This window comes from Bacillus sp. FSL M7-0791, from assembly GCF_038627085.1.
Lineage (GTDB): Bacteria > Bacillota > Bacilli > Bacillales > Bacillaceae > Bacillus > Bacillus safensis.
The window spans coordinates 3,340,455-3,356,852 of record NZ_CP152022.1 but is presented as its reverse complement, the minus strand read 5'-3'; the positions used below and the strand labels follow the sequence as shown (position 1 = coordinate 3,356,852).

Below are 16,398 nucleotides of genomic sequence, written 5' to 3'. Positions count from 1 at the left end.
CGTTCCTCCTCTTTCCTCATGGTGTTCTAAACAGAAGGCGCTAAAGCACCTGTTGTTTCCATAGCATTCTTTCTCTCTTTCACACTATGAGACAGGAGGGGAGAATATGTACATTGAACGAAAAAAAGGAACTGCTATGCAATTCCTCAGCGTGAAGACAATCCCTCGTATTCTATCGGTACTCGTCCTGTTTACATGATCCAGTTTATAGCGTGCTGAATATCAAATAAAAGTGTCATGATGAGAAAAAACGCGGCGAGCGGTGTGATCACAATGATGAAGGCTTGCCATAATCTGAGTTTCATCACAGCGACAATGCCTAAAACAGCCATTCCCAATATCCACGTCTTAGCATATGCTTCCGTAAGAGGTAAAAGATCGAGATAATACCATACTTCATAATGCTGATCTAAATATGGTGAGATTTTAACAAACGTATACGGACCTAGCATCCCAACAGTGAAAATCCAAGTAAGTGAAAATAAAGCAGAAGGGAAAAAGACCGTCAGTGTGCAGGCTTTGAGTATATCTCGATACGCCGTTTGACAGCCGAAAAAGAGACGTCCTAACCACTTGATGATGAGGACACCGAAAAATAGAATCATATTGCCTGCCAAAATACCATATCCCGCTCCTTGTAACAGAATAAAAGGGAATGGAATATGATTGCCCATATACTCGCTAAAATACCCTTCGTAGATCCAGCCCGTACCGGCGATACTTGCAAGGAGCATCATCAGCCAAATGGGAATATTGGAATGTTGATATGAGCGAATAATCGTTTTTGTCGCGACGAAAATTTTAAAAAATCGAAAAAATCCTTTTACTTCCTCTTCTTGGGAGTGATCATTCTTCATAGCTTCCAATGTTCTTTACTCCTTTAATACACACAAATGATTACTTATATTACCAAAAAGTTCGCGTTTTTCAAAGATAGATCAATAAAAAAATACAATTTTATAAAAAATAGGTCACTCTACAGTCTCTTTAAGAGGAGACACATATGATAAACATAGTTTGAAAGAGACCGAGGTGAAAACTTTGACAAAAGTAACTGTCATTATGACGAGCTACAACAAGGCGGCTTACGTCGGCAGATCGATTGAAGCGGTCTTGCAGCAGACGCTGTCAGACTTTGAACTTTTTATCATGGATGATGGATCAAACGAAAAAACCCTTGCTGCTATTGAACCGTTTCGCAAAGATCCCCGCGTTCATTTTATTCAAAGCGGTGTCAAAACGCTGGAAGAGAGAACAGCGAAAACTCGCTACGCCGTGCTGATTAATCAAGCATTAGAACTGGCAAAAGGGGAGTATATTTCCTATGCCACAGATGACAATGTCTACGCCCCGGACCGTTTAGAGAAGCTCACTCATTATCTAGATGCCCATCCAGGTAAAGATATTGTCTATTCTAGTTCTAAAGTGATCTATTTAAATAGCAAAAAAGAGCCAGTGAAGGAAACGATTCGGCCGGCGCAAACAGTGCAATGGAATGCCCCCTGCGCCATAGATCATTGCTCGGTCGTGCATCGTACATCCATTTTATCAAAAATTCATGAGAAATTTGGGTCTTACTGGGACGAGAGTCCGCATTTTTATCGAATAGGGGATGCCCGTTTCTTTTTCCGCTTAAATCATTTTTATCCGTTCTATCCCTTTGATGAAATATTAGATACAAATTACATTACAGAACAGTCCATTCATTATCAGCTGGCAGAAGAAGAGAAAAGTGCCTTTATTCAAGCACTTCCCGAGCAGTCCACCTGCTGGGAGCTTCGCAGTATATTAAAACAAAGACATGGGAGGTGACCTGAAGTGTCGCACTATATTCATCATTATTGGCAGGTGTACTTTGAGTATGTGAATCTGATGAAGGATTTGTCCTACAAGCAAATTCCTCTTGGGTTGATCAGTAATTTTTATCAATATATCAGTCCTGAAGTGAGGGAACGCATGGTAGATGAGGCATTCGGTCAAGAACTGACAACCGCTTGTCCATTACCGGAAGAGATTCAGCCATTTTTTGATCAGCATAAACAGCAGATCAAGCGTATTGCTTATCGTCCGGCGAATGGAAAGGTATTGCTTCACTTTGAACACCTGCGTTTTACGGAACAAAATTACATGCGGTTCCATCCAAACCAAACGGTGGTGCTCGCTCGCTGGAAGAAGGCGGATTATTACGGATTACCCGTGATCAGTAAGCCGGAATTAGCCGGAGAGGTTAATAAAGAAGCCCACGCTGAATATATTGAAAAAGCAAATGCTCTCCTTAAACCTTACGCTCACCACCCTGTCTTTGGCAATGTCTTTTTTAGAGAAAAACTGCGGAAGGACATTGTGCAATTTATTGATGTCATTGACCAGATAGAAATGCTATTTCAAATGCAGCCGATTGCAGCTGTTATTGTTGGAACGACAGAGGATGTCTACAGCCGCGTACTCGCTTTGCAAACAGTGAAACGCCAGCTTACGAGTATCTGTCTTCAGCACGGCGCGCTTATGGGAGACGAAGCCTTTTTACCGATTTTTACGACTTGCCATGGGGTGTTTGGAAAGTATGAAAAGGATTGGTATGTAGACAAAGGCTGTCAGCCGGAACAGGTGGAAATCACAGGTCATCCGAGGTTTGATTTGGTGAAGGAGCGAACGCCGCTTCAACAGGATCTCATTTTTCGTAAATTGAATTTCAGTCCGGCTAAAAAGACCGTGCTTGTGGCAACGCAGCCGTTTTCTGAAGCCTTTTATGGCGATGTTCTTAAAACGATCGCCAAACGGAAAGACATTCAGCTGATCATGAAGCCGCATCCTTGGGAAATTGCTCGAAATCGATTAAATGACTATGTGTCTATTGAACGAGCGGGAAATCATGTGAAATTGATTAAAAAAGAAATTGATCTGTATGACCTGCTGCCATATGTGGATATCGTGATTACGCTCACATCTACAGTGGGTCTTGAAGCGATGCTTTTTGAAAAGAGTGTGCTGATCGGGAAAATGACAGAAGGCAGAAGATACCCATATTACGAGTCGCTTGGCAGCTATCATATGGAAAACCCTGTTGAACTAGCTGAGAAAGCCATTCGTATTTTGTCGGATGAACAAGAGATGAAACTGGCAAAGCAGCAAGGAGCTCAGTTCATTAAACAACATTATCCGCATGCGCGATCTATCGATGTTCTGCTTTCTCTGCTCAAAACAAAAACTGGTGTGGATTTTCAGAGATGAAGATAGGGGTGTGCAAGCGATATGGGAAAAAAGAGAGCACAATTTCTTCCTTATGCTCTGCCTTTCATTGAGCAGGAGGAAATTGATGAAGTCATTGGAACATTAAAGTCCGGCTGGCTGTCAACTGGACCAAAAGTAAGACAGTTTGAGGAAGAATTTCAGCAGCTGACAGGTGCAAAACATGCGATCGCTGTCAATTCATGTACGGCTGCTTTATTTTTAGCCTTAAAGGCAAGAGGGATTGGGACTGGGGATGAGGTGATTACAACCCCTCTGACCTTCTGCGCAACAGCTAATACGATTATCCATACGGGGGCAGCGCCTGTATTTGTCGATATTGATCCAGCGACACTCAACATAGATGCAGAGAAAATAGAAGCGGCCATTACACCACATACAAAAGCGATTGTTCCTGTTCACTTTGCCGGTCAATCGTGCGATATGGACCGAATTTTAGCGATTGCCAAAAAGTATGATCTATTTGTACTTGAAGATGCTGCTCACGCTCTTTACACAACGTACCACGGTCAGCCCGTTGGATCCATTGGTGATGCGACCGCTTTTAGCTTTTATGCAACGAAAAACCTAGCGACTGGTGAAGGCGGCATGCTGACAACAAATGATGATGCGCTTGCTGCTCGGATTAGAAGAATAGCGCTCCATGGGATGAGCAAGGGAGCGTGGAATCGTTATGGAGAAAAAGGAACGTGGTATTACGAGGTCGAGGAACCAGGCTATAAAATGAACATGTTTGACGTGCAGGCATCGTTAGGGCTTGTTCAGCTAAACCGTCTGGATGACATGCAGGCACGGAGAGAACAGATTGCAAAAGCATACAATCAGGCTTTCCAAAAAGAAGCGGGTCTGATCCTGCCGCCTGTGCATCAAGAAGGAAGACATGCATGGCATTTGTATGTACTGCAAGTGAATCCAAAAGAAGCATTCATCACGCGGGATGAACTGATTGATCAGCTGCAAAAGGAATATAAAATCGGCACGAGTGTTCACTTTATCCCTGTTCACTTGCATCCATACTATCAGGAAACATGTCACTATTCACCAGAGGATTTCCCTGAGTCACTCGCATACTACAAGCAGACGCTCTCACTGCCGCTCTATCCAAGTATGACAGATGAAGATGTGCAGGATGTTATCACAGCGGTGTTGTCTATTTTAAAAGAACAGAGGGCATCATCATGAAGGTCGTTCATGCTGTAGATGATCAGGTGCTTGCTGCTTGGCTGGAGAAATACGGTCAACAAGCGGAACAAATGAACGGCTTCAAGCAGTTTGCTCTTGTTAATGGCGCCCAGCTCAAAGCAGTCCTGTTATATGAATGGTCAAAATGGGAAAGCGGCATTTTTGATCAGCATATTTTTCATGTGAAGTTTGTGGAAGCGGAGTCAGCGTCTGCTTTTCAAGAATTGATGGAGCGTTTCATCAATTGGATGAGAACTGAAAAATGCGATTTTTTCTTTTTACGTCTTGAAGCGTCTGATCTTGTAAAAAACCGCATCGTTCAAAGACTGTCACATGTGTACTATGTGGGAGGTCTCACTCGTCTTGAGGCGCCGCCTGTTCAAATGGAGCTCCCATCAACAGGTGAAGATGTGGTTATTAGTCTGCCAGATGAAAAGGATTACGATGAGGCGGTCTCACTTGCTCATCAGGCGTTTGGGAAAAGCCGGTACGCACTTGATCCTTTTTTAGATCAGAATGTCGTCCAGCATTTCTTTCAGGAATGGATGAGAAACAATTTACTCGGACGTGCAGATATCAATCTCGCGGCAAAGGTAAACGATGAAGTCATTGGTTTGATTCAAGGGGTAACAAAGGGCGATGAACTAGTGCTTGATTTATTGTCCATTAGACCGGATGCACAAGGAAAAGGGATCGGAAAAAAGCTCGTGATGGCGATAATAAAAGCCTCTTATGAGAGAGGGCATCGGTTTATGTCTGCCGGAACTCAGATGCATAACACAACCGCGATTCAGCTGTACGAAAAGCTGGGCTTTAGAACAAAAAATGCCTTCTTGTATTACCATGTGTGGCCGAAAAAAGGAGAGAGGTAAGATGGCGCATTTCTATATCGGAGATCGCAAATTAGGGGATGGTGCGCCTGTCTTTATCATTGCAGAGGCAGGCATTAACCATGATGGAAAGCTGGATCAGGCGCTTGCTTTAATTGATGTGGCAAAAGAAGCAGGTGCCGATGCGGTGAAGTTTCAAATGTTTCAAGCTGATCGGATGTATCAAAAGGAACCGGGTTTGTACGAAACAGCCAAGGGAGAAGAGGTGTCTATTTTTTCTTTAGTGGAACAAATGGAGCTGCCGCCAGAATGGCTCCCGGTGTTATTGTCACGTTGCGCGGAAAAAGGGCTGATATTTTTAAGCACAGTGTGTGACGAAGAATCTGCGGATCTATTGAATCAAACCGATCCGCCGGCTTTCAAGCTGGCATCCTATGAAATCAATCATCTGCCTCTTATGCGTCACACGGCATCTTTTCAAAAGCCCATCATATTCTCAACAGCCGGGGCAACTATTTCGGATGTCCATGAAGCATACGAGGCGATTACAAGCGAGCAAAATCAGCAGGTCGCGATCATGCATTGCGTAGCAAAGTATCCAGCACCTAGAGCTTACACGAATCTGCGCGTGCTTCAAACTTTAGCTGCGGCATTTCCCGAGGCAGTCATTGGCTTTTCTGATCATAGTGAGCATCCAACTGAAGCGCCTGTAGCTGCTGTGAAGCTTGGGGCAGCAATCATTGAAAAGCATTTTACAGTCGATAAAACGTTACCTGGGGCTGATCATTCCTTTGCGCTTGATCCTGAAGAATTGAAGGAAATGGTTCAGCATATTCGAGCGGCAGAAAAGCAGCGGAATTTAAAAGAAGCTGACACTCATTCAGTGCCAGAAGAGCTCCTTGGCAGTTCTTATAAAACGACAACAGCTATTGAAGGCAAGATTCGTGAATTTGCGTATCGAGGCATTTTTACGACAAAAGGCATTGCGAAGGGTGAGACATTGACCGCAGAAAATCTAGCCGTGTTACGTCCAGGACAAAAAAGCCAAGGTCTGCATCCAAGGTATATGTCGGTTTTACTTGGCACAAAGGCTGCCAGAGATATCCCAGCCCATACAGGGGTTTCGTGGAAAGATGTACTCATGAAGGAGACGCCAAATGATCAATGATGTCCTTTTTGTCATACAGGCGAGAATGGGCTCAACAAGGCTGCCAAAAAAGGTAATGAAACCGATCGGCGGTATGGCGCTGATCGACCTGATTGTTGAACGAGTAAAGCAATCAGATCATTACAATCACAAAACGCAGAATCTCATGATCGCCACAACAGTTGAGGCAGAAGATGATCTGCTCGCCCATTATTGTCTATCTAAGGGCTATAAAGTATTTCGTGGCAGTGAGACGGATGTACTGCAGCGATTTGCGCAGATTGTCCGTCATTTTGAACCGCAAACCATTGTGCGTTTAACAGGAGATAACCCATTTATAGATCCGGTCCTTTTGTCGAAAATGCTTGAAAAACATAGACAAGAGAAGGCTGATTACACGTATACGGCTGGAACGCCACTCGGTATTTCCGGGGAAATGATCGACGCACAGATTTTAAGTGAAATCGACAATTTTCCCCTTACGCAGCCAGAGCGTGAGCATGTCACGCTCTATATCAGAAAGCATCCTGAGCAATTTCACCTGCAATTATTCACACCGCCCAAAGAACTTGCATATCCTGCTTATCGATTCACGATTGATACAGAAGAAGATTATGTGTTTGCGACCCGTTTACTAGAGAAAGCTGGCGGCTCCATTGCTGTGCCTACGGCTGAACTCATCACCATTTGCGAACAAGACCCTGATATTGTTCGGTTGAATCAATTTGTGAAACAGAAGGATGCTGAATGAACAAGAAAATCATGATTGTTGTGTACGGTGGGTTTTTAAGAGGAATGGGGCATGTCGTCAGAATGAAACGGCTGGCAAATCAACTGTTTCAAGAAGGAAACGACATATCTTTCTATACAAATGAACAGATCTGTGTAGAAATGCTCTCAGGTCCAGATTGGCACGTTCATTTGGTGCAGGAGTCGAAGGCATTCCTTCAGATGGAGCAGGACATAAAAGAGCTGAATCCAGATCTTCTGCTGATTGATGTACTTGATTGTGACCTCCAATTTCTTCGATTGATCAAAGCGTCCTCCGGCTCTGCAAGGCTGGTTTTATTTGAAGAAATAAGAGCAGAAGCCTGTCAGCTTGCCGATGCTGTCGTGAACGGCATTTATGGCGGTCTGGACGAAAAGCACATGCAAGTAGATGGGACAGAATATTTTTATGGAACACCTTATTTATTGTTAGATCAAGAGATAAGCCGATTAAAAGACACATATGAGGTTCGAAAAGAATGCAAAAAGGTGGTCATCAGCCTTGGGGGCAGTGACCCGCGCGGATTGTTATCAAAGGCTGTATCAGCACTCCTCGAAGCTGACCACTTACACATCTTAGCGGTTACAGGAAAAGCCTCCCGCATTGAAGAACAAATAGAGGCTGAGCATATTCAATTCATTCGTCATACAGATCAATTACCTGCACGCTTTTCGAAAGCTGATCTGGCAATAGTGGCTGGCGGGATGACGTTATACGAGGCAGTTTGTATCGGAGTGCCCAGTATTGTCCTTTCACAAGTCGACCACCAAGCAGTGACAGCCGCTCGTTTTGCACAAAAGGGAGCCTGCCGTCATCTTGGATTAGGTGAACTTGTGGATGAAAAAGATATACGATGTGCTGTGGAAAGGCTGTCCGGCAGCTATTTTCTCCGCAGGAGCATCCATCTCAATGGACGGACACTCATCGATGGAAAAGGAACTGAACGAGTGAAAAACATTCTTATACACCTCATGAATCATCACCAAAAAGAACATAAGGATGTGTAGATGTGAAGGGAGTTATTTTAGCAGGAGGAAAGGGATCACGACTGGCGCCTTTAACGAAGATTTTCAATAAACATTTATTGCCGGTTGGTCCATATCCAATGATTTATTGGTCATTGTTCAAATTGAAGGAAGCAGGGATTTTAGATGTGATGGTCATATCACAAGAAGAACAAATCCCGCTGTTTCAAAAGCTGCTTGAAAGCGATCAGGAACTGGGGATGAACGTCGTATATCAGGTACAGCCTGAAGCGTCTGGGATATCAGACGGCTTATCCTATGCAAAGCCCTTTGTCAAAGGGGAGAAGTTTGTGCTGATGCTTGGTGATAATGTATTTGAGGATTCGCTAAACCCTTTTGTTGAAGCCTTTCAGCGGCAAGATAGAGGAGCCAAGGTTTTGTTGAAAGAAGTGGCAGATCCAAACCGGTTTGGCATTGCAGAAATTGATGCCACGCGCCAACGTATTTTATCAATAGAAGAAAAGCCGGAGTATCCGCGCTCATCCTACTGCGTCACGGGCATCTATTTTTATGATCAAGAAGTCTTTCAATATATTGAGAGAATCTCGCCGTCAGATCGAGGCGAATTAGAGATTACAGACGTGAACAATCTCTATATCTCAAATAGCCAGCTGACCTATGATATGTTAAAAGGGTGGTGGATTGATGCAGGAACACATGAATCTCTCCACGAAGCATCTGCGAAAATGTTTGAAACGATGAAGAAAAAAGAGGGATCCGAATGACGAAGTCTTATTTAATTACAGGCGGAGCGGGTTTTATCGGACTGAATTTTGTGAAGCTGCTGCTTCAGGATACAAATGTCAGGCTCACCGTTTTTGATAAATTAACGTATGCCAGTCATCCAGACGAGATGGATGAATTATTAAAGTTGTCTCATTTTCGGTTTATTCAGGGGGATATTACCCTTCAGCATGAGCTGGATCAAGCATTTGACGAAGTCTATGATGCGATCATTCATTTTGCGGCAGAATCGCATGTTGATCGCAGCATTGAATCGGCAGAGCCTTTTATTCAAACAAATGTCCTCGGAACGTATCGTATGCTTGAAGCGGTCTTAAAAGGAAAGGCGAAAAAGCTCATTCATATTTCAACAGATGAAGTATATGGAGATTTGGAGCCAGATGATCCTGCTTTCACAGAACAAACACCACTTTCACCGAATAATCCATATTCAGCAAGCAAGGCGAGTTCAGACCTGCTTGTGAAATCCTATATCCACACTCACCAATTACCCGCAATGATTACACGATGCAGTAACAATTACGGACCGTATCAGCATGAGGAAAAATTAATACCGACCATTATTAGAAAAGCAGTCAATGGAGAGAAAATCCCGATTTATGGAGACGGCCGGCAAATTCGCGATTGGCTGTATGTAGAGGACCATGCGAGAGCTGTGAAGAAGGTGCTCGAAAACGGCACAGCCGGACAGGTATACAATATTGGCGGCGGCAATGAGAAAACAAATCTCGATTTAACCAAAACGATTCTATCGCAGCTCGGAATCAGTCATGATCAAATTGCGTTTATTCAAGACCGAAAAGGACATGACAGACGGTATGCCATTGATGCCAGTAAGCTAAAAGGCGAGCTCGGCTGGACGCAGGAGACGTCATTTGAAGAAGGTATCGAAAAAACGATCAATTGGTATCGAACCAAATACGATCAGAGCGAAGAAGGGTGACGGATGAAAGTTTTAATCACCGGTGCAGGCGGCCAATTAGGGAAAGAATTGAGCAGACAGCTCAAAGAAAAAGACATGACCGTCATTGCCTTAACGAGGAACATGCTCAATATCACAGACCAGCAGGCAGTTAGACATGCGATGAGACACTATCAGCCTGATATTGTTGTCAGTGCAGCAGCCTATACATCTGTTGATCAATGTGAAACAGAAACCGAAAAGGCGTATCTTGTGAATGGCATTGGCGCCTACTATACAGCCCTGGAAGCAAAGCGCGCAGGTGCTGATGTGTTACATGTCAGTACAGATTATGTGTTTGACGGGCAGGCGGACACCCCTTACCAAGTCGATGCACAAGCAGATCCTCAAACCATTTATGGAAAGAGTAAGAAGCTTGGTGAGGAATTGATTCAGCTTGTGTCAGACGAAGTGAAAATCATTCGTACCTCGTGGCTCTACGGACATGAGGGGCATAACTTTGTGAATACCATTCTTCGGCTCGCTGAAACGAAGGATCATTTGCGCATTGTGAACGATCAAATAGGGTCTCCTACTTATACAAAGGATGCAGCCGAGGCCTTGATTCATTTGTTTGATCAGAAGGCAGGCGTGTACCATGTCAGTAACCGAGAAAGCTGTTCCTGGTTTGATTTTGCGTCAGAAATTGTGATGAAAAGCGGCCTGTCCGCTACAATTGAGCCGATTTCCACGGAAGAGTATGGCTTCCAAACGCCTCGTCCAGCCTATTCTGTCTTAGATCTTCAAGCGATTGAAGCCACAGGCTGGCAGCCGAGGCATTGGAAGGATGCACTTCACGAATATTTGCAGAAAGAAGGGAGATGGCAACAGCATGATTGATGGTGTTCAAACAAAAAAACTCATGAAACATTGTGATGACCGCGGCTTTTTTGCAGAGCTCATTCGAGATGATGAGCCGATGCTGAAACGCTTTGGTCAGGCGTCATGGTCGAAAAGCTTTCCAGGCGTGATCAAAGCTTTTCATTATCATGAAAAACAAGACGACGTTTGGTTCTTCCCGGCAGGTCATGCACAGGTCGTGTTATACGATTTGCGTGAGGACTCTCCCACAAAGGGGCAAACCGATGTGTATTATATGGGGGAAGACAATCCGATGCTGCTTCTCATCCCAAAGGGTGTCGCGCATGGCTACCGTGTACTAGGTGAGACGCCGCTGCAAATTGTGTATTTCACAACAGAATCGTATGACCCGAAAAACCCAGATGAAAAGCGAATCGCCTGGAATGACAAAACGATCGGGTTTAATTGGGAAACGACATTTAAATAGAGAACGGGGGGCCTTTCGGAAAAGAAAGGTCTTTTTACTTTTATACAACAACAGTCCTTCATTTCTCTAAGCACCTCGTTCACGTTTATAGCTGACAAAACTGACGATACAACCAACAAGCGTAATGAGTGCACATACAAGCCCTACCGTATGATAGCCGAAATGGACATAAACAGGTCCCATCAGAGCGGACCCAAGCATAACGGCAAGATTGGAAGCAAGGCTGTAAAAAGCCATCACTTTGCCTCGGTGGGTTTGAGAGCAGTCGCTCAGGACGGTGCTCAAAAGCGTGACGGATAAACTTTGCATGGCACCCCAAATAAATAAAGCGAAAATGAGCAATGTCCATGAGAACGGTGCATAAGGAAGTAAGGCAAGAACGAGCGTAATGCCGCCCAGCACAAAGAAAAGTGAGCGTGTTTTGCCAAACCAATCAGCTAATTTCCCGGTAAATATACTCATGGAAAAACCAACGCCATAAGCCATGATCAGAAGTCCAGCTGTTGATTGCCCCCCAGAAAACAGACTTTGCAGGTAAGCCCCTAAAAATGAGTACATGCCATAAAATCCAAGCATGTTACAAAATGTCACGGTCAAATAGGCAGGGACTCGGTCGATTTTTAAAGCCCCCCAGATAGAGCCTGATTTCTCCCTAGCTTGAGATGCCTTCGGATCAGCTGCTGCGACTTGTTTTCGAGATTCAAGAATGACGAGCAGCAGGACAACGAGACTCATCATGGCGAAAATCCAAAATGTCCAGCGCCAGTTCAAACTTTGACCAATAAAGGCGCCAATGGGCACACCAAGAACAAGAGAAAGAGACCAGCTCGATACAATGAGTCCCATCACTTTGCCGCGATATTCATATGGAACCCGGTCGCCCACGAGAGCATAGGCTGTTGGCACAAATACACCAGTCGCCAGCCCAGAAATAGCTCGGCCTGCAAAAAACACGGCCAAATTGGGGGCAACAGCACACATCACTGTTCCAATCAAAAAGAAAGACAGCCCAATAATCAAACACAGCTCTCTTGAATACCGGTCCCCTAAAGGAACGAGCAGCGGAGCCCCAACCAGCACAGCTAACCCATAAATGCTGATGGAAAGAGCGAGAATATCAAGAGAGTGCTGAAAGGAGTTTGATAAATCAGGCAGCAGTGGTGAAATCACCAGCTCTTCCGATCCCGCCGCAAAAACGCCAAGTGTGAGTGCAATGGCAAGTGTGATGGGAAATGTTTTAGAAGCCTGGCTGTCTAAAGATTCTTTCATCAAGTGATCCCTCCATACTTGCTTTTTCATTCAATTCCGTTAAAATAAATTCTACCATTATTTAGTTTTATTTTACATTTCGCATCATAAGTATTATCATAAAATACTTTTCAAATGGAACGATTTTTGGACAGGAGAGGTACGAATGAAAATTACCGATGTAGATGTGCATATTTTAAATGAATTGAGAGAAGATGCCCGCTTATCCATGAGGGAATTGTCCAAACGAGTGAATTTATCAGCACCTGCGGTAGCAGAAAGAGTGCGTAAATTAGAGGATGCAGGGATTATCGAAGGGTATTCTGTTCAGGTCAATTATAAAAAATTAGGGCTTCTGATTGACTGCTTGCTGGAAGTTACGGTGTTAAATGGGGAGTATCAGCGTTTTGTGACTTTTATGAATGAGCATCCACGCGCCTTTTTTGCTTATCGAGTGGCAGGGCAGTCTTGCTTTTTCATTAAGCTTTCAGTTTCTTCTCTTGAAGAAATTGAAGCCTTTATTCAAGAAGTATCTGGATTTACAAAAACCGTCTCCCATATTGTCTTGTCAGAGCACTCTTTTTCCCATCCAATTCAGGAACGCTTGAAACAAATAGAAGAGCCAGAAATGACCGTGGTGAAATAAAAAAGGACCTGACTTAGGTCCTTTTTGTTCGTCTATCTGACTGATAGCTCATAATTGTAATGATAAGACCAATAAATGTCACAGCTGCAGCAAATAACGGAACAAGCTGTAAATGTGTGATTTCGATAGCAAGACCGCCAAGCGCTGCACCGCCGGCATTTCCAATATTAAAGGCAGAATGGCTGAGCGTCGATGCGAGTGTCGGTGCTTCATGTGCCATGTTCATCGTGCGGTATTGCAAGGTAGGAACAAGAATAAATGAAATGATTCCCCAAACAAAAATGGTCAGCACGGCAGGCACTTTGAATTCGGAAGTGACTGTAAACAATAACAGGACAGCAATGAGCAGGATCAGTGTCACCATAATACTTGGCATCAGCCTCCAGTCAGCAAGCTTTCCGCCAACTAAATTTCCGATAGTGACCCCAAGTCCAAATAGGACAAGGATGAGCGTCACCCCATTTTCCTGAAAGCCAGTGACTTGCAGCAAGATTGGGCTGATATACGTAAAGGCTGTAAATACACCAGCAAAACCAAAGATGGTCATTGCAAAGGAAACGAGTACTTGTGGTTTTTTCAAAACGGATACTTCATTTCGAATATCGAGTACTTCTTCTTTCGACTGATTTGGGACTAAGCTGATGATACCAATTAAGGAAATGAGCCCAATGACGGCAATGACTAGAAAAGACATACGCCAGCCGAATTGATTTCCGATAAAGGTACCGAACGGCACACCGAGTACATTGGCAACTGTCAGTCCTGTAAACATGAAGCTGATCGCGCTTGCGCTTTTCTCTTTAGGCACAAGCCGTGCAGCCATAATGGCTCCGACGCCAAAGAAGGTTCCATGAGCAAATGACGTTAAAATACGGGCGGCCATTAATAGACCATAAGAGGTCGAGACAGCGGCAGCAGCATTTCCTGCAACGAAAAGAATCATTAACAGAATGAGGAGACGTTTCCTCGACATTTTTCCAGTCGATAACGTTAAAATAGGTCCGCCAACTGCGACACCAAGTGCATATCCAGTAATCAGCTGTCCTGAAGCAGAAATTGATACATGAAGATCGTTTGCGACATTTGGTAAAAGTCCCATGATGACAAATTCAGTCATGCCAATCGAAAACGCACCGAGCGTTAACGCAAAAATAGCGATGGGGAAGTTTTTCATGATGTGATCACCTTTCTAAACAAATACATAAAAAAGCTTCGGAGAGATCCGAAGCTTTAAGATTTTATCATACATGGAAATAAGACGCCAGCTGCTCGTTTGCTAATCGGTTTCCAACAAAGAAGGAACCAAATTCGCCGTAGCGTGCACTGACTTCATCAAAGCGCATTTCATAAACCAATTTTTTAAATTGAAGCACATCATCAGAGAAAAGGGTAACGCCCCACTCATAATCATCAAAACCAACAGAACCTGTAATGATCTGTTTTACTTTCCCAGCATAGCTTCGGCCAATTAAACCGTGGCTTCTCATAAGAGATTTACGCTCATCCATGGAAAGCATGTACCAGTTGTCATTGCCAGAACGTCTTTTATCCATTGGATAGAAGCACACGTATTGAGAAGAAGGAAGCTCTGGATATAAGCGAGCACGTACATGCGGGTTCTCGTAAGGATCTCCGCCATCACCGCTTCCTGCTAAGTAGTTGCTGAGCTCAACAACTGAAACATACGAATAAGCTGGAATCGTAAACTCTGCTAGTCGTGTTTTGTTGAATTCAAGTTCAATTTCACCTAGTTCTTCCATTGTCGGACGTAAAATCATGAGCATAATATCTGCTTTTTGGCCGACAATACTATAGATTGTTTGGCTTCCAGCTTTATCTTGCTCAGCTGTTTTCCATTTTTCCAATAGACCTGTGAATTCATGAATGATGGCTTGGCGCTCATCACTTGTCAGCAGCTTCCAAGCTGTCCAGTCGATTGTTCTAAAATCATGCAGCGCATACCAGCCATCTAGTGTTTGAGCTGCTTCATTTGTTGTATGTTGTTCGCTCATTTCTTTCACTCCTATTAACAGTTTTCCATCTGTTCCAACTATAACATAGTTTGTCCAAATGGAGATGTGATCAAAACTTGAACGAGGAAAACAGCTTTTCTCAAAATTGATTAAATTAGTTTGAAAAATAAGAATTTAATTTGTAAGCGCTATAATATAAGTTGGTAGTTTGAATTTAGGTAGAAGAAGAGTATGCTTAAAAGAGAACGCTTTTTTTGTAAAATCAAGGAGGGTATTGAAGTGGCAGATATTTTTTCAACAGTTCAGGAAAAGGTTGCAGGTAAAGGAGTAAAGATCGTTTTTCCTGAGGGAATGGACGAACGCATTCTAACAGCCGTTCAAAAACTAGCAGATGGCAAAGTATTGCAGCCAATTGTGGTAGGAAAAAAACAAGAAGTTGAAGCTAAAGCAAAAGAATTAGGTCTTACACTTGATGGTGTTGACGTGTATGATCCTCATACATATGAAGGTTTTGAAGAGCTTGTACAAGCTTTCGTTGAAAGACGTAAAGGCAAAGCAACAGAAGAGCAAGCAAGAAAAGCATTACTAGATGAAAACTATTTCGGTACAATGCTTGTGTATAAAGGTCTTGCAGACGGACTTGTGAGCGGTGCGGCACACTCAACTGCTGACACAGTGCGTCCAGCACTTCAAATCATTAAAACAAAAGAAGGCGTTAAGAAAACATCTGGCGTCTTCATCATGGCTCGCGGCGAAGAGCAATATGTGTTTGCTGATTGCGCAATCAACATTGCACCAGACAGCCAAGATCTAGCTGAAATTGCGATCGAAAGTGCAAACACAGCCAAAATGTTTGATATCGAACCACGTGTGGCAATGCTTAGCTTCTCTACAAAAGGCTCAGCAAAATCAGACGAAACAGAAAAAGTATCTGAAGCAGTGCGTATTGCAAAAGAAAAGGCACCTGAGCTTGTACTTGATGGAGAATTCCAATTCGATGCAGCTTTCGTTCCTTCAGTAGCAGCGAAAAAAGCGCCAGATTCCGTCATCAAAGGCGACGCCAGCGTATTTGTTTTCCCTAGCCTCGAAGCTGGAAACATTGGCTACAAAATTGCACAGCGCTTAGGTAACTTTGAAGCTGTAGGTCCTATCCTGCAAGGCTTAAACCAGCCAGTAAACGATCTATCAAGAGGCTGTAATGCCGAAGACGTTTACAACCTTGCGCTTATCACAGCAGCTCAAGCACTATAATGATCTCGACAAAGGCAGCCAGTACGATAGATTCGTGCTGGCTGTTTTTTTGATGACAAATGTGTACAATATAGGGGGAAAAGAA

General features: G+C 43.7%; 17 protein-coding genes. 13 read left to right on the top strand and 4 right to left on the bottom strand.

Annotation, left to right across the window (positions count from 1 at the left end):
- Window positions 1–191: 191 nt before the first annotated feature.
- Window positions 192–866, bottom strand: a complete 675-nt coding sequence (locus MHI08_RS17275) for a YIP1 family protein (RefSeq protein WP_024423813.1) — start codon at window positions 864–866, stop codon at window positions 192–194.
- Window positions 867–1,041: 175 nt separating this feature from the next.
- Here MHI08_RS17275 and MHI08_RS17270 point away from each other — a divergent pair, with 175 nt between their 5' ends.
- From MHI08_RS17270 to MHI08_RS17220, 11 genes are read left to right on the top strand one after another with little or no spacing between them, the layout of a single operon-like run.
- On the top strand, window positions 1,042–1,812 hold the full coding sequence (locus MHI08_RS17270) for a glycosyltransferase family 2 protein (protein WP_247721675.1): 771 nt from the start codon (window positions 1,042–1,044) through the stop codon (window positions 1,810–1,812).
- A gap of 6 nt (window positions 1,813–1,818) precedes the next feature.
- On the top strand, window positions 1,819–3,231 hold the full coding sequence (locus MHI08_RS17265; RefSeq protein WP_342499809.1) for a CDP-glycerol glycerophosphotransferase family protein: 1,413 nt from the start codon (window positions 1,819–1,821) through the stop codon (window positions 3,229–3,231).
- A gap of 21 nt (window positions 3,232–3,252) precedes the next feature.
- Window positions 3,253–4,431, top strand: coding sequence for a DegT/DnrJ/EryC1/StrS family aminotransferase (locus tag MHI08_RS17260; RefSeq protein ID WP_342499808.1), 1,179 nt, complete (start codon window positions 3,253–3,255; stop codon window positions 4,429–4,431).
- Window positions 4,428–5,303: a GNAT family N-acetyltransferase gene (locus tag MHI08_RS17255; protein ID WP_342499807.1), complete on the top strand. Its 876-nt coding sequence runs from the start codon at window positions 4,428–4,430 to the stop codon at window positions 5,301–5,303. Before MHI08_RS17260 ends, MHI08_RS17255 begins: the two co-directional genes overlap by 4 nt.
- A 1-nt stretch (window position 5,304) precedes the next feature.
- Window positions 5,305–6,429, top strand: coding sequence for an N-acetylneuraminate synthase family protein (locus MHI08_RS17250; protein WP_342499806.1), 1,125 nt, complete (start codon window positions 5,305–5,307; stop codon window positions 6,427–6,429).
- Window positions 6,419–7,159 (top strand): glycosyltransferase family protein, encoded by a 741-nt coding sequence (locus tag MHI08_RS17245; protein ID WP_029707507.1) that lies wholly within the window; start codon window positions 6,419–6,421, stop codon window positions 7,157–7,159. Before MHI08_RS17250 ends, MHI08_RS17245 begins: the two co-directional genes overlap by 11 nt.
- Entirely contained in the window at window positions 7,156–8,184 is a 1,029-nt protein-coding gene (locus MHI08_RS17240; RefSeq protein ID WP_342499805.1) for a glycosyltransferase, read from the top strand. The genes MHI08_RS17245 and MHI08_RS17240 overlap by 4 nt, the downstream gene beginning before the upstream one ends.
- Window positions 8,185–8,186: 2 nt before the next feature.
- On the top strand, window positions 8,187–8,927 hold the full coding sequence (locus MHI08_RS17235; RefSeq protein WP_342499804.1) for a sugar phosphate nucleotidyltransferase: 741 nt from the start codon (window positions 8,187–8,189) through the stop codon (window positions 8,925–8,927).
- Window positions 8,924–9,889 (top strand): dTDP-glucose 4,6-dehydratase, encoded by a 966-nt coding sequence (gene rfbB / locus MHI08_RS17230; protein ID WP_034621864.1) that lies wholly within the window; start codon window positions 8,924–8,926, stop codon window positions 9,887–9,889. The genes MHI08_RS17235 and rfbB overlap by 4 nt, the downstream gene beginning before the upstream one ends.
- Before the next feature lie 3 nt (window positions 9,890–9,892).
- Entirely contained in the window at window positions 9,893–10,747 is an 855-nt protein-coding gene (gene rfbD / locus MHI08_RS17225) for a dTDP-4-dehydrorhamnose reductase (protein WP_024423803.1), read from the top strand.
- Window positions 10,740–11,195, top strand: a complete 456-nt coding sequence (locus MHI08_RS17220; protein WP_342499803.1) for a dTDP-4-dehydrorhamnose 3,5-epimerase family protein — start codon at window positions 10,740–10,742, stop codon at window positions 11,193–11,195. Before rfbD ends, MHI08_RS17220 begins: the two co-directional genes overlap by 8 nt.
- 66 nt (window positions 11,196–11,261) lie before the next feature.
- Here the strand turns inward: MHI08_RS17220 and MHI08_RS17215 are convergent, their stop codons facing one another.
- On the bottom strand, window positions 11,262–12,464 hold the full coding sequence (locus tag MHI08_RS17215) for an MFS transporter (RefSeq protein ID WP_125585824.1): 1,203 nt from the start codon (window positions 12,462–12,464) through the stop codon (window positions 11,262–11,264).
- Window positions 12,465–12,609: 145 nt separating this feature from the next.
- Between MHI08_RS17215 and MHI08_RS17210 the strand changes: the two genes are divergently transcribed.
- On the top strand, window positions 12,610–13,089 hold the full coding sequence (locus MHI08_RS17210; protein ID WP_025093842.1) for an Lrp/AsnC family transcriptional regulator: 480 nt from the start codon (window positions 12,610–12,612) through the stop codon (window positions 13,087–13,089).
- 13 nt (window positions 13,090–13,102) lie between these two features.
- On the opposite strand, the gene MHI08_RS17205 is transcribed toward MHI08_RS17210, so the two are convergent.
- Window positions 13,103–14,263, bottom strand: a complete 1,161-nt coding sequence (locus MHI08_RS17205) for an MFS transporter (RefSeq protein WP_056765498.1) — start codon at window positions 14,261–14,263, stop codon at window positions 13,103–13,105.
- Between the two features lie 67 nt (window positions 14,264–14,330).
- Complete coding sequence (hemQ, locus tag MHI08_RS17200; RefSeq protein ID WP_342499802.1) at window positions 14,331–15,101, bottom strand: hydrogen peroxide-dependent heme synthase; 771 nt, start codon at window positions 15,099–15,101, stop codon at window positions 14,331–14,333.
- A gap of 240 nt (window positions 15,102–15,341) precedes the next feature.
- On the opposite strand from hemQ, the gene pta reads away from it, so the two are divergent.
- On the top strand, window positions 15,342–16,313 hold the full coding sequence (gene pta / locus MHI08_RS17195) for a phosphate acetyltransferase (RefSeq protein ID WP_024423792.1): 972 nt from the start codon (window positions 15,342–15,344) through the stop codon (window positions 16,311–16,313).
- Window positions 16,314–16,398: the final 85 nt, after the last annotated feature.